Genomic DNA, 12,627 nt, shown 5'->3' with positions numbered 1-12,627 from the left:
TTTGCCGCGAGCCTCATTTCCGCGAGCGTGCGTGTTTGCTGGTCGACACGCCGTCGCGGGCCGACAACGACGCACGGTCACGCGGCGCGAGCGCGCGTGAGTTCCCGGCCGATGCGCCCGACGATCTCGAACGGGCGGTACCGCACGTCGTCGTACACGACTCGCAACACGGTCCACCCGATGTCGCGCAGCGCCTCCTGCCGGACGCGGTCGCGACGAAGCGCGTCGGCGCCCTCATGCCATTCCATGCCGTCGTACTCGACGGCCACGCGCTGATCCGGCCACGCGAGATCGAGTCGCCACAGCCGACCATCGACATCGTGCACCTCGTACTGGAGTTCCGGAGCGGGCAAGCCGCCGTCGAGCACGACGAGCCGAAGTTCGCTCTCCATCGGCGACTCGGCCCGGGCATCGGCCAGCGACAGCAGATCACGCACGGCGATGATCCCCCGTCTCCCTGCCTGTTCGGTCGCAGCGCGCCAGAGCCCGGCGCGCGTACATGTTTCGCTTCGCAGCGCGGCATCGAGAGTGGCCAGTGCCCGCGGGCGGTGCAGCGACCGCGCGACCTCTACCGCAGTCCACGTCGGGGTTGTGGCGGGCCGACCGTCGACGATGCGCAACGGTGCGCCGTCACGCCGGTGCACCACGAGACCTTCGGCCGGCCGCAGCTGACGTGACGCCGGGTTCACGACATGCAACGCAGTGGTGTCCTCGGTGTCGAAGGTGTACCACCCCGCCGCGGTGCCGAGGCACACGGCGACGGTGGCACCCGACGACAGGTCGAGTCCGAGCAGGCGCATGGCTTGTGTCGGTTCGCCGAGGCAGTAGATTCCCTGCCACATCCGCACCAGGCTGCCGTCGCCGACCAAACGATCGAAGGCGTGCCGGGTGACGCGATCGAGGATCTGCCCGCTTGTGGCCACGCCGCCCTGCTCGTGCAGCAGCCGGCTGAGATCGGTGTCCATGAAAACCGATGCTCGGCAGCGCCGACCCGTCGCGGAAGTGCGTGACGGCAGGTTGTGGATGAATCGGCGACTGTGCACAGCCGAGGCGGCGCGAGCGTGCGCAGAATGCTGACCGTTACCGGTGTGTCGGGCAACAGACACGCACGCTCGCAAGCGGGAGGTGCCCCCGGCTCGCGGAGATGGCGAGTCAACGCATTCGGGGCTACGAGTTCTTGGCGATCAGACCGTCGACGATCCGGTTGAAGTCATCGGTTCCGAACGACACGTACTCGGACAGGTTGGCGTAGTCGAGCGACGCCATCACCGACTTCTCGAGTTGGATGTTCATCAGCCGCTTGGTGGCCTCGAGCGCCTGCTGCGGCAACTCCATGATCTTCTGCGCGCAGGCGATCGCCTCGGCCAGCGGGTCGGCCACCACGTGGTTGGCCATCCCGAGTTCGAGGGCACGGGCGGCCTTGATCCGGACACCGGTGAACGCGAACTCCTTGGCCTGCAACAGACTGATCTGCGACGGCCACACCAGTGGCCCGCCGTCGGCGGCGACCAGGCCGATCGACACGTGCGGGTCGGCGAAGAACGCCGTCTCGGCCATGTAGACGATGTCGGACAGCGCGGCCAGGCTGCAGCCGAGCCCGACGGCCGGACCGTTCACCGCGGCGACCACCGGGATGCGGCATCGCACCATGCCGATCACCAGGTCGCGGCCGTGCTTGATCGTCTTCTGGCGCAGCGCCTCGTTGTTGCGCAGTTCGTCGAGGTAGTTGAAGTCGCCGCCGGCCGAGAACGCCCGTCCCGCACCGGTGATCACCGCCGCCCGCGCGTCGGCGTCCTCGTTGAGCGCCTCCCAGATCCGGGCCAGCCCCACGTGCAGCGGGTCGTTGACCGCGTTGAGCTCGTCGGGCCGGTTGAGCGTGATGATGCGCAGGCCACCGTCGGCGCGGACGTCGATCTCATCGGGCATGTCGTACATGTCAGTTCCTCTCGCTCACAATCCCAGGATGCGTTGCGCGATGATGTTCTTCTGGATCTGCGACGTGCCACCCATCACGCTCTGCGCGCGGCTGTACATGTAGGCGCCGAAGAGATCCTCGTCGCCGGTGCCGACCGTGGCGAGCGCGGCATGCCCGACCGATTGCTCGACCCACGTCATGAGCAGCTTGTCCAGCGACCCGTCCGGCCCGTGCTTGATGCCGTCGAGCTGTTCGGAGAGCCGCCGGCGCACGTGCAGCCGAAGCATCTCGGTCTGCACCCAGGCCCAGGACAGCTCGTCGGGTGCCGGCCCGTCCACCCGGGAGGCCAACTGGCGCACGGTTTTTCCGTAACGCGCCGAGAAGCCCAGCGTCGACGGTTCGCGCTCATGGCTGACCACCGTCATCGCGAGCTTCCAGCCCTCGCCCGGGGCGCCCACCATGTTGTCGACGGGTACCCGCGCCCCGTCGAATTCGACCTGGCCGAACTCCCGGGTGACGCCGCTGATCATCTTGAGCGGGCGCTGCTCGATACCGTCCTGGTGCATCGACACGATGAACGCCGAGATGCCCTTGTGCTTGGGCACATCCTTCTCGGTGCGGGCGAGCACCAGGCACCAGTCGGCGACGTCGGAGTAGCTGGTCCAGATCTTGTGTCCGTGGATGACGTACTCGTCACCGTCACGGACCGCCGTCGTGGTCAACGAAGCCAGGTCCGACCCGGCGCCCGGTTCCGAGAAGCCCTGACACCACCGCTCGGTGCCGTTGATCATGCCGGGCAGGAAGCGTTGCCGCAGTTCCTCGCTGCCGTGATGGCTCAGGCCGACGACGAGGTAGCCCAGACTCGGCCGCGCCGGCGCGCCGGCCTTCGCGATCTCCTCGTCGACGATGACGTCGTAAACCGGTGGCAGGTCCTGGCCGCCGTAGGCCTTCGGCCATGACGTGCCGAAGAATCCGGCACCGAAGAGCGCCTGGTGCCATTCGCCCGCCTTGGCCCAGTACTCGTCGCCCGAGGTCGGGAACTTGCCCTTCTGCTCGGACAGCCACGCGCGCAACCTATCCCGGAACGCGGCCTCGTCGGGTCCGTCACGAAAGTCCAATGGTCAGCTCCTCCAACTTGACGGGCCAGGCCTCCGTGGCGGCCAGCACCCGACGCAGATAGATGTGGGCCAGGCACTCCCAGGTGTTGCCGATGCCGCCGTGCACCTGGATCGACGTCTCGCACACCGTCAATGCCGAACGCGCACAGTAGACCTTGGCCACCCGGCCGGCCTCGACCGCCTCGGTGACCGGGAGTTCGTCGACGGCCCACGCCGCGTGCCGCGACACGCTGATCGACCCCTCGATCAGCGCCAGGCTCTCGGCCAGCAGGTGCGCCACCGCCTGATACGACCCGATCGTCGAGCCGTACTGCTCGCGGACCTTGGCGTACTCGCATGCCAGCGCATGGGCGCCGCGGGCCGCGCCGACGATGTCCGCGGTCGTCGCCGCGAGCGCCAGCGCATACCAGCGTCCCCGGTCGTCATCGGACAGCTCGCTCAGCTCGGCGGGCGACTGCTCAACGCCGGCAAGGCTTCCGGTCAGGTCCACCGACGCCGGTGGGTCGGTGGCCAACGCGAGTTCGCGGCCGAGCCTGCGCTGCAGGTCGTCGGCAAGCACCGGACCGAGGAACGGGACGTCGACCAGACCGCGGCCGAACTCCTCGGCGACGATCGCCACCTCCACCCCGGACGCCTCGTCCGAGCGTAGTGACCGCCACCCGGTCGACGCGACGGTCTTCTCGAGCCGGGCGGCGCGGCCGTCGTCGTCGAGGTCGGCCACCGACCCGGGACCGAGATCGTCGGCGAGCTTGGCCGCAGCGTCGCGCAGCTGCTGTTGTTCACTGGTCAGTCGGACGTCCATGAGCCTCCTTGAGCACGCGGCGCAACGCCTTTCCGGACGGTAGGCGGGGGATTTCCGGCACGAAGACCACCCGGCGGGGCCGCTTGTAGCGAGCGAGCCGGTCGCCCACCAGTTCCACGAGTTCCTCCGAGGACACCGGCGCGCAAGTGGTGACAGCCGCGATCACGGCCTCGCCGTCCGCGGCATCGGGCACGCCGAACACGGCGCAGTCTTCGACGGCCGGGTGTCCGTGCAGTACTGCCTCGACCTCGGCGGGCGCGACCTGGAAGCCGCGCACCTTGATCATCTCCTTGAGCCGGTCGGTGATCCGCAGCCAGCCGTCCGCGTCGAGCACGCCGACATCGCCTGTCCGGTACCAGCCGTCGGTGAAGGCCTCTGCGGTCACCTCGGCGGGCAGGTAGCCGGCCATCACGGCATCGGAGCGGACCTGGATCTCGCCTGTCCGTCCGGGTGGCAGCACCGCGGCCGATTCGGGGTCGACGATGCGCACGCTCACCCCCGGTACGGGCCGGCCGACGGTGTCGAGCCGGGCGCCGTCGACGGGGTTGGCCGCTATCACCGGGACCTCGCTTGTGCCGTATGCGGCGACCCACCGCACACCGACGCGCCGCGTGACACTGTCGGCGACGCTCCCGGTGACCGGGGTGGCGCACCACATGATGTACCGCAGCGAGGACAGGTCGTAGCTCTCGAGCGCCGGATGGCCTGCAATGGCCAGGGCGATCGGCGCCACCGACATCTCGATGGTGATCCGGTCGGCGGCGATGTGACGCAGCATCGCGTCGACGTCGAACCGGCGATGCAGCCGGATCCACGCCCCGGTGTCGAGTGCCATCGCGATGTTGAGCAGACCGAGGATGTGCGACGGAGGCGTCATGATCTGCATCCGGTCCGTCGCCGACAATTCCAGCGCGTCGCGCCACTGCCGGACGGCGGCGGCGAACCCGCGGTGGGTGTGACGGACCGCCTTGGGCATGCCGGTGGTGCCGGAGCTGAAGACCAGCAGCGCGTCGGAACCCGGCGGCGGCGCGGGGAACGTCCGCATGCCCGGCGCGATCGGTTCGTCGAGATGCAGCATCGGCACCAGTTCGGCCAGCAGCGCCTGGTCGCCGACGGCGTGCGACACACCGGTCAGCGCGAGGGCGTTCTGGACCTCGAGGCGCTTCCACGCCGGGCTGATGAGGACCACGGCCGCGCCCAGCCGCCAGATCGCACGCAGCGCGACGACGAACTCGGGGCGGTTGGACGACATCAGCGCCACCCGGTCGCCGGCGCGCACGCCGCGGTGTTCCAGGGTGGTGGCCATGCCATTGGCCATCGCGTCGAGTTGTGCCAGGGTGAACTCGCGGTCTTCGAAGGCGAGAGCGACCGGGTCAGTCACGTGTCGGCCTCCTCGCACACCGCCGCTTACGCCCTCCTCGTGCCGCACCGAGCCGGTGCCTGACCCGTCTTGAGAAGAGCCTATCATTAGAAGAGAATAGAGTTCTCTTATAACCAGAATGACGATGCCCAGAGGAGTCTGATGACGGCCGAACCGATGACCGACGCTTCCGCGGTACCGGGTGAGATCACCTTCATTTTCGATCGGGCACGGGTTTCGGTGGCCGGACGCCCCGGAGAGACGCTGCTGGAGAGCGCCCGCCGCGGCGGGATGACGCCGCCGTTCTCCTGCGAAGCGGGCAACTGCGGAACGTGCATGGCCAAGCTGACCGAGGGCACCGCCACCATGCGGGTCAACGACGCCCTCGACGACGACGAGGTCGAGGACGGCTACGTGCTCACGTGCCAGGCGGTGCCCGACACCGCCGTCGTCATCGTGGACTACGACGACGTCTGAGCCTGCACCGGCAGGGGCGGCGGCGGCCGGTAGTCGGGGGTGTACCCCGACACCCGCACCGGACTGCCGACCAGGCGGTACGGTCCCGCGTCCACCAACGCCTCCGGAGTCGCGTCGAGCGCCTGCGGCAGGCTGCGCACCGCCGCGGCGGGGATGCCCAGAGGGCGCAACCGCGCCTCCCACCCGTCGGCGGTGTCGGTGCGCAGCGCCGCCGTGACGACCGCCAGCACCTCCTCGCGGCGGGCCGCACGCTCGGCCATCGTCGGGAACCCGTCGATGCCTGCCTCCGCCGCGAACAGCCGCCAGAACCCGTCATGGGTGATGAACAACGCGAGGAACCCTGCTGCGGTGGGAAACAGCTGCGCGGGAACGTAGTACGAGTGTGCGCCGTTCGGGAAGCGGCGCGGCTCGACGCCGTCGTTGAGGTAGGCCGCCGCGCGATAGTTGAGTTGAGAGAGCATCACGTCGCGCAGTGAGACGTCCACCTGACCGCCGCGACCCGACACGATCATCGCCAGCAGGCCGAGAGCCGCGGTCAGCCCGGTCGAGTTGTCCGCCGAGGAATACCCCGGCAGCGTCGGCGGTCCGTCCGGGTCGCCGGTCATCGCCGCGACGCCGGTGGCGGCCTGGATCACGTAGTCGAACGCCGGGTCGTCGCCGCCGTCGAGGCCGAAGCCCGTCATCGCGACGCACACGATCTTCTCGTTGTAGCGCCGCAGATCCTCGTAGGTGAGGCCGAGCTTGCGGATCACCGAGGGCTTCATGTTGACCAGTAGGGCATGGGATTCTGCGACCAGCTCGCCGAGCCGGCGCTGCCCGTCGGGCGATTGCAGGTCCAGGCAGATGTTGGCCTTGTTGCGGTTCAGGCTCGCGAAATAGCTGTCGCTGACCTGCCGGGAGATCTCGCCGCCGGGCGGCTCGATCTTGAGGACCTCCGCGCCGAGGTCGGCCAGCATCATCGTGGCGTAGGGGCCGGCCAGCATCACGCCGACCTCGAGGACGCGGATGCCCGCGAGTGGCCCCGGAGCCGGAGCGCTCATCGCACCACCTTGGCGAGCTCCGCGATCACCTCACGCGTGCGGTACTTCGACGCGATCAGCTCGTCGCGGGTGTCGCCGATCGGCAGCAGCCGCACCGACAGGTCGGTCACCCCGGCGTCGGCGAACTGCTTGAACCGCGCCAGGATCGAGTCCTCGTCTCCCGCCGCGCAGAGGTCGCCGACGCTGCGGGCGTCGCCGCGGTCGAGCAGCTTCTGGTAGTTCGGCGACGTCTCGGCCTCGGAGAGAATGCGATTCGCCCGTTCCTTGGCGGCGTCGATCTCGGAGTTCGCACACAGGCACACCGGGATACCCGCGACGATGCGCGGCGCGGGCCTGCCCGCGTCGGCGGCGGCCTTGGTGATCTTCGGTGCGATGTGGTCACCGATGGCCTTCTCGTCGGCCATCCAGAGCACGGTGCCGTCGGCGTGCTCACCCGCGAGCTGCAGCATCACCGGACCGAGCGCGGCGACCAGCACCGGCAGCGGTGTCTCCGCGGCCAGTGCGGTCGGGTTGTGCACGGTGAAGTTGCCGTTCTCCACGTCCACCGGGCCGGGACCGGACACCGCTGCGCTCAGCACCTCGAGGTAGTCGCGGGTGTAGCCGGCCGGCTTCTCGTACGGCAGGCCCAGCATGTCGCGGACGATCCAGTGGTGCGACGGACCGACACCCAGCGCGAGCCGCCCCCCGGCCATGGCGTGCACCGAAAGAGCCTGACGCGCAAGGGCGATCGGATGCTGCGCCTGCAGCGGCACCACTGCGGTGCCCAGTTCGATGCGCGAGGTGTGCGCGGCCATCAGCGCGACCATCGACAGGCAGTCGAAGTCGTCGGGGACCTGCGGCATCCACGCGGTGTCCAGGCCCGCGGCCTCAGCCCACTCGATGTCGGACACCAGCTTCTTGACCTTGCGGGCCATGTCGCCGCGCTCGGCCCCGATCATCACACCGAGTCTCATGTCACCGCACTTCCTTCGCCGAGTGTGAATCCTCGGCGGGATTCAGGGCCGAAAACCGCCGACATTTCACACTCGTCACTGAGTCGCCTTGTCGGTCAGCGCCCGTACGTCACGCACCAGGTCCTCCAGCGAGGTACCGGTCGGGAAGACCGCGGCCGCACCGGCTTCCAATAGCTTCGGCACGTCGCTCTGCGGGATCGTGCCACCGACCACGACGGCGATGTCCCCCGCATCGGCGGCCCTCAGCGCATCGACGGTGCGCGCGGTGAGCGCCACGTGCGCCCCGGACAGGATCGACAGTCCGACCAGCGAGACGTCCTCCTGTAGCGCGATCGACACGATGTCCTCGATGCGCTGGCGGATGCCGGTGTAGATGACCTCGAACCCGGCGTCGCGCAGGGTGCGCGCGACGATCTTGGCGCCGCGATCGTGTCCGTCGAGACCGGGTTTGGCGACGAGCACGCGCGCGGGAGTCGACGCGGTCATCTAGAACACCACCGGCTGCTGGAACTCGCCCCACACCGACTTGAGTGTGGACACCATCTCGCCGACCGTGCAGTACGCATTGGCGCAGTCGACCAGCTTGTGCATCAGGTTGTCGTCTCCCTCGGCCGACCGCGCGAGCGCGGCCAGTGCTTCCTTGACCGCGACGTTGTCCCGCTCGGCCTTGACCTTCGCCAGCCGCTTGAGCTGCAGGTCACGCCCCTGGGCGTCGAGTTCGTAGGTGTCGATGTCCGGCGGCGGTTCGGCGGTGACGAACTTGTTGACGCCCACCACCGGCCGCTCCCCCGACTCGACCTCCTTGTGGATCTTGTAGGCCTCGTCGGCGATCAGGCCCTGCAGGTAGCCGTCCTCGATGCAGCGCACCATCCCGCCGTGCGCCTCGAGATCGTGCATGATCTCGACGATCTTCTCTTCGGTGGCGTCGGTGAGCGCCTCGACGAAGTACGACCCGCCCAGCGGGTCGGCCACCCGGGTCACCCCGGTCTCGTAGGCCAGTATCTGCTGGGTACGCAGCGCGAGCGTCGCCGACTCCTCGCTGGGCAGCGCGAACGGCTCGTCCCATGCGGCGGTGAACATCGACTGCACGCCGCCCAGCACCGAGGCCATCGCCTCGTAGGCGATGCGCACCACGTTGTTCTGCGCCTGCGGGGCGTACAGCGACGCGCCGCCGGACACGCAGCCGAACCGGAACATCGACGCCTTGTCACTGGTCGAGCCGTAGCGCTCGCGCACGATGGTGGCCCAGCGCCGCCGGCCGGCACGGTATTTGGCGATCTCCTCGAAGAAGTCGCCGTGGGTGTAGAAGAAGAACGAGATCTGCGGCGCGAACTTGTCGATGCTCATCCGGCCGCGCTCGACGACGGTGTCGCAGTAGGTCACGCCGTCGGCCAGGGTGAACGCCATCTCCTGCACGGCGTTGGCGCCAGCGTCGCGGAAGTGCGCACCGGCCACCGAGATCGCGTTGAACCGCGGTACCTCGGCGGCGCAGAACTCGATGGTGTCGGCGATCAGCCGCAACGACGGCTCGGGCGGCCAGATCCACGTCCCGCGCGACGCGTACTCCTTGAGGATGTCGTTCTGGATCGTGCCGGTGAGCTTCTCGCGAGGCACGCCGGCCTTCTCCGCCGCCGCCACGTAGAAGGCGAGCAGGATCGCCGCGGTGCCGTTGATCGTGAAGCTGGTGCTGATCTTGTCCAGCGGGATCGAGTCGAACAGGATCTCCGCGTCGGCGAGGGTGTCGACCGCGACGCCTACGCGGCCCACCTCCTCGCCGTACTCGGGATCGTCGGAGTCGTAGCCGCACTGCGTGGGCAGGTCCAGCGCCACGGACAGCCCGGTGCCGCCCTGGTCGAGCAGGTACCGGTAGCGGCGGTTCGACTCCTCGGCGGTGCCGAATCCGGAATACTGCCGGAACGTCCACAGCTTCCCGCGATACCCGGACGCGAAGTTGCCCCGGGTGAAGGGATAGCCGCCGGGCGGCGGCGGGTCGGCATCCCGGTCGGCGGGCCCGTAGACGGGCTCGAGCGGGATGCCCGAGGAGGTCTGCACGGAGTCTGTCATCGATGGATAACGTACTTGCAAAAAATGAGAATGCCAATACCACTTGCCGGAAATGAGCGCCGGCGTCCACGCCTCACCGGTGCGTGAGGACCACCTGTCCACACCGGGCACCCCCGCGCCGACCTCGGCGGGTCGTGAGAGACAATCGATGATTACGGCACTTGCGTCAAAAGAGAATGCCAATACCATCGAGGGCAAGTCCGAGGAGGCCCATGTCCAGCGAGCAAGCGTTCACCGACCGCACCATGGTGGTCTCCGGCGGCAGCCGGGGCATCGGCCTGGCGATCGCGATCGGCGCCGCCCGGCACGGGGCCAACGTCGTGCTGCTGGCGAAGACCGCCGAACCGCACCCCAAGCTGCCCGGCACCGTGCACACCGCGGTCGCCGACATCGAGGCCGCGGGCGGTAAGGCCGTGCCCGTGGTGGGCGACGTGCGCAAGGAAGAGGACGTCGCGCGCGCGGTCGAGGCCGCCGTCGAGCACTTCGGCGGGATCGACATCGTGGTGAACAACGCCAGCGCGATCGCCACCGAGCCGACCGAGGCGCTGGCCGCCAAGAAGTTCGACCTGATGATGGACATCAACCTGCGCGGCACGTTCCTGCTGACCAAGGCGGCGCTGCCGCACCTGCGCCGTTCGGCCAACGCCCACGTGCTCACGCTCGCGCCACCGCTGAACCTCAGCCCACACTGGCTGGGCGCCCACCCGTCGTACACGCTCTCGAAGTACGGGATGACCCTGCTGTCGCAGGGCTGGGCCGCCGAGTACGCGGACGCCGGCATCGCGTTCAACTGCCTGTGGCCGCAGACCTACATCGCCACCGCCGCGGTCGCGCACATCGGTGAGAAGGCGCTCGAATCAGCCCGCAGCCCGGAGATCATGGCCGACGCCGCCGTCGAGGTGCTGTCCCGCCCGGCACGCGAAGCCACCGGCAACTGCTACATCGACTCCGAGGTGCTGGCTTCGGCGGGAATCACCGACCTGACCCGCTACGGTGGCGGAGACAACCCCACCCTGGACATCTTCGTCGACGAGGCGGACCGGCCATGAGCATCTCGCTGCTGTTGGAGATGGCCTCGTCCAGCGATCCAGACCGCACCGCCGTGGTCTCCAACGATCTGCGGCTGAGTGCGGGCGAGCTCAGCGCCCTGGCCGACGGCGGCGCGGGCGTCATCACCGCCTCCGGCGCCTCGCACGTCGCCTATGTGGGCACCGGCGGGGCGATGTTGCCGCTGCTGCTGTTCGCGTCGGCGCGCGCCGCCGTGCCGTTCACCCCGCTGAACTACCGGCTCAGCCGCGACGGGTTGCGCGAGCTGATCGAGCGGCTCCCCGGCGCGCTGGTGATCGCCGACGCCGACTACCGCGACGCCGTCGGTGACGCCGGCAGGCAGACGGTCACCTCCGACGACTTCCTGGCGGCCGCCCGCACCGCCGAACCGGTCGCCGAGTTCGCCGACCCCGATGCCGTCGCGGTGGTGCTCTTCACCTCCGGCACCACGTCGCGGCCGAAGGCCGTCGAGCTCACCCACAACAACCTGACGAGTTACGTCACCGGCACCGTCGAGTTCGGTTCCGCCGCAGAAGAAGACGCCTCGCTGATCTGCGTGCCGCCGTACCACATCGCCGGGGTCGGCGCGGCGATGTCCAACCTGTACGCCGGCCGGAAGATGGTGTACCTGCCCGTCTTCGACGCCCGCGAATGGATCCGGCTGATCCGCGACGAGCACGTCACCACCGCGACCGTGGTGCCCACCATGCTCGACCGCATCGTGACGGCGCTGCAGAGCGAGCCGGTCGAGTTGCCGACACTGCGCAACCTCGCGTACGGCGGGTCGAAGGTGGCGCTGCCGCTGGTGCGCACCGCGCTCGAACTGCTGCCCGACGTCGGCTTCGTCAACGCCTACGGCCTCACCGAGACCAGCTCCACGATCGCGGTGCTCGGACCCGACGACCACCGCGCGGCCTTCGGCGCCGACGATCCGGTCGCGGCGCGGCGTCTCGGCTCGGTCGGACAGGTGGTGCCCGGCATCGAGGTGCAGATCCGCGCCGACGACGGCACGGTGCTCGGCCCTGGTGAGACCGGTGAGCTCCACGTGCGCGGCGACCAGGTGTCCGGCCGCTACGCCGAGATCGGTTCAGTGCTCGACGCCGAAGGCTGGTTCCCCACCAAAGATGTCGCGATGCTCGACGAGCAGGGCTACCTGTTCATCGGCGGCCGGTCCGACGACACCATCATCCGCGGCGGCGAGAACATCGCACCCGCCGAGATCGAGGACGTGCTGGTCGAACACCCCGACGTTCACGACGTCGCGGTGATCGGGCCCGAGGACCCGCAGTGGGGCCAGATCATCGTCGCGGTCGTCGTCCCCGCCGCGGGTGCCGACCCCGACCCGGACCTGCTGCGCGAACACGTCCGCAGCCACCTGCGCGGCTCGCGCACCCCCGACCGCGTGATCTTCCGCGCCGAACTACCCACCAACGCCACCGGCAAGGTGCTGCGCCGCGAGCTGATCCACGAATTCCAGACGGCCACGAAGGAGCCAGCATGATCAAGAACGGCACCCGCCTGCAGAGCCAGGTCTGCGACACCCAGGTGATCGTGGTGCGCAGCGCCGACAGCCTCGACGACCTGCGGGCAGGCGGCGCACCGATGGTCCCGCTGGACGGTGAGAAGTCTGCCGACGCCACCCTCGACCCGGCGCTGTCCGACGGCAATGTGATGGGCAAGCGCTATGTCGACGACAACGGCGCCGAGGTGCTGGTGACCAAGGCCGGCCAGGGCACCCTGGCCGTCGGCGACACACCGCTCAGCCTCAAGGAGGCCAAGCCGCTGCCCGCCAGCGACTGACGAGGGTCTGGGGCGAGGGGGCCGTGCCGCCGCCCGGCCGACTGCGCGCCC

Annotated in this window: 13 protein-coding genes; 4 read left to right on the top strand and 9 right to left on the bottom strand. The window is 69.2% G+C overall.

Translation table 11 applies throughout. The features are described 5' to 3' along the window. Positions 1–77 precede the first annotated feature (77 nt). The 5 genes from AB0K11_RS26465 to AB0K11_RS26445 form a co-directional block, all read right to left on the bottom strand. Complete coding sequence (locus AB0K11_RS26465) at positions 78–965, bottom strand: DUF559 domain-containing protein (protein ID WP_364984359.1); 888 nt, start codon at positions 963–965, stop codon at positions 78–80. A gap of 202 nt (positions 966–1,167) precedes the next feature. After that, the gene (locus AB0K11_RS26460; protein WP_364984357.1) at positions 1,168–1,935 is read right to left on the bottom strand and encodes an enoyl-CoA hydratase/isomerase family protein; all 768 of its coding nucleotides are present in this window, start codon (positions 1,933–1,935) and stop codon (positions 1,168–1,170) included. Positions 1,936–1,950: 15 nt separating this feature from the next. Further along, on the bottom strand, positions 1,951–3,033 hold the full coding sequence (locus tag AB0K11_RS26455) for an acyl-CoA dehydrogenase family protein (protein WP_364984356.1): 1,083 nt from the start codon (positions 3,031–3,033) through the stop codon (positions 1,951–1,953). Then, positions 3,020–3,835, bottom strand: a complete 816-nt coding sequence (locus AB0K11_RS26450) for an acyl-CoA dehydrogenase family protein (protein WP_364984354.1) — start codon at positions 3,833–3,835, stop codon at positions 3,020–3,022. Before AB0K11_RS26450 ends, AB0K11_RS26455 begins: the two co-directional genes overlap by 14 nt. Continuing rightward, positions 3,813–5,216: an AMP-binding protein gene (locus AB0K11_RS26445; protein ID WP_364984352.1), complete on the bottom strand. Its 1,404-nt coding sequence runs from the start codon at positions 5,214–5,216 to the stop codon at positions 3,813–3,815. The genes AB0K11_RS26450 and AB0K11_RS26445 overlap by 23 nt, the downstream gene beginning before the upstream one ends. Positions 5,217–5,357: 141 nt before the next feature. Here AB0K11_RS26445 and AB0K11_RS26440 point away from each other — a divergent pair, with 141 nt between their 5' ends. After that, positions 5,358–5,672 (top strand): 2Fe-2S iron-sulfur cluster-binding protein, encoded by a 315-nt coding sequence (locus AB0K11_RS26440; protein WP_364984350.1) that lies wholly within the window; start codon positions 5,358–5,360, stop codon positions 5,670–5,672. Here AB0K11_RS26440 and AB0K11_RS26435 read toward each other — a convergent pair. From AB0K11_RS26435 to AB0K11_RS26420, 4 genes are all read right to left on the bottom strand, one after another. Then, positions 5,657–6,712: a CoA transferase gene (locus AB0K11_RS26435; RefSeq protein WP_364984348.1), complete on the bottom strand. Its 1,056-nt coding sequence runs from the start codon at positions 6,710–6,712 to the stop codon at positions 5,657–5,659. The genes AB0K11_RS26440 and AB0K11_RS26435 overlap by 16 nt on opposite strands. Beyond that, a complete protein-coding gene (locus tag AB0K11_RS26430; RefSeq protein WP_364984346.1) occupies positions 6,709–7,665 on the bottom strand; it encodes an LLM class F420-dependent oxidoreductase in 957 nt (318 codons plus the stop codon). The genes AB0K11_RS26435 and AB0K11_RS26430 overlap by 4 nt, the downstream gene beginning before the upstream one ends. Positions 7,666–7,740: 75 nt before the next feature. After that, entirely contained in the window at positions 7,741–8,151 is a 411-nt protein-coding gene (locus tag AB0K11_RS26425; RefSeq protein WP_364984344.1) for a cobalamin B12-binding domain-containing protein, read from the bottom strand. After that, the gene (locus AB0K11_RS26420) at positions 8,152–9,729 is read right to left on the bottom strand and encodes a methylmalonyl-CoA mutase family protein (RefSeq protein ID WP_364984342.1); all 1,578 of its coding nucleotides are present in this window, start codon (positions 9,727–9,729) and stop codon (positions 8,152–8,154) included. It abuts the gene before it with no gap. 212 nt (positions 9,730–9,941) lie between these two features. On the opposite strand from AB0K11_RS26420, the gene AB0K11_RS26415 reads away from it, so the two are divergent. The 3 genes from AB0K11_RS26415 to AB0K11_RS26405 are packed head-to-tail and all read left to right on the top strand — an operon-like array spanning position 9,942 to position 12,576. After that, complete coding sequence (locus tag AB0K11_RS26415) at positions 9,942–10,778, top strand: NAD(P)-dependent oxidoreductase (RefSeq protein ID WP_364984340.1); 837 nt, start codon at positions 9,942–9,944, stop codon at positions 10,776–10,778. Beyond that, positions 10,775–12,277, top strand: coding sequence for a long-chain fatty acid--CoA ligase (locus AB0K11_RS26410; RefSeq protein ID WP_364984338.1), 1,503 nt, complete (start codon positions 10,775–10,777; stop codon positions 12,275–12,277). The genes AB0K11_RS26415 and AB0K11_RS26410 overlap by 4 nt, the downstream gene beginning before the upstream one ends. Beyond that, entirely contained in the window at positions 12,274–12,576 is a 303-nt protein-coding gene (locus tag AB0K11_RS26405) for a hypothetical protein (RefSeq protein WP_364984336.1), read from the top strand. The genes AB0K11_RS26410 and AB0K11_RS26405 overlap by 4 nt, the downstream gene beginning before the upstream one ends. Positions 12,577–12,627 lie beyond the last annotated feature (51 nt).

The sequence above is a fragment of the Mycobacterium sp. NPDC050551 genome (assembly GCF_040674075.1).
GTDB lineage: Bacteria > Actinomycetota > Actinomycetes > Mycobacteriales > Mycobacteriaceae > Mycobacterium.
The sequence above is the reverse complement of the archived record's forward strand: the minus strand, read 5'-3'. Positions and strand labels throughout refer to the sequence as shown.

Excerpts from the sequence above, each read along its gene's own strand:
- AB0K11_RS26465 (WP_364984359.1), bottom strand. The coding sequence starts at position 965 with ATGGACACCGATCTCAGCCGGCTGCTGCACGAGCAGGGCGGCGTGGCC.
- AB0K11_RS26460 (WP_364984357.1), bottom strand. The coding sequence starts at position 1,935 with ATGTACGACATGCCCGATGAGATCGACGTCCGCGCCGACGGTGGCCTG.
- AB0K11_RS26450 (WP_364984354.1), bottom strand. The coding sequence starts at position 3,835 with ATGGACGTCCGACTGACCAGTGAACAACAGCAGCTGCGCGACGCTGCG.
- AB0K11_RS26440 (WP_364984350.1), top strand. The coding sequence starts at position 5,358 with ATGACGGCCGAACCGATGACCGACGCTTCCGCGGTACCGGGTGAGATC.
- AB0K11_RS26435 (WP_364984348.1), bottom strand. The coding sequence starts at position 6,712 with ATGAGCGCTCCGGCTCCGGGGCCACTCGCGGGCATCCGCGTCCTCGAG.
- AB0K11_RS26430 (WP_364984346.1), bottom strand. The coding sequence starts at position 7,665 with ATGAGACTCGGTGTGATGATCGGGGCCGAGCGCGGCGACATGGCCCGC.
- AB0K11_RS26425 (WP_364984344.1), bottom strand. The coding sequence starts at position 8,151 with ATGACCGCGTCGACTCCCGCGCGCGTGCTCGTCGCCAAACCCGGTCTC.
- AB0K11_RS26420 (WP_364984342.1), bottom strand. The coding sequence starts at position 9,729 with ATGACAGACTCCGTGCAGACCTCCTCGGGCATCCCGCTCGAGCCCGTC.
- AB0K11_RS26415 (WP_364984340.1), top strand. The coding sequence starts at position 9,942 with ATGTCCAGCGAGCAAGCGTTCACCGACCGCACCATGGTGGTCTCCGGC.
- AB0K11_RS26410 (WP_364984338.1), top strand. The coding sequence starts at position 10,775 with ATGAGCATCTCGCTGCTGTTGGAGATGGCCTCGTCCAGCGATCCAGAC.
- AB0K11_RS26405 (WP_364984336.1), top strand. The coding sequence starts at position 12,274 with ATGATCAAGAACGGCACCCGCCTGCAGAGCCAGGTCTGCGACACCCAG.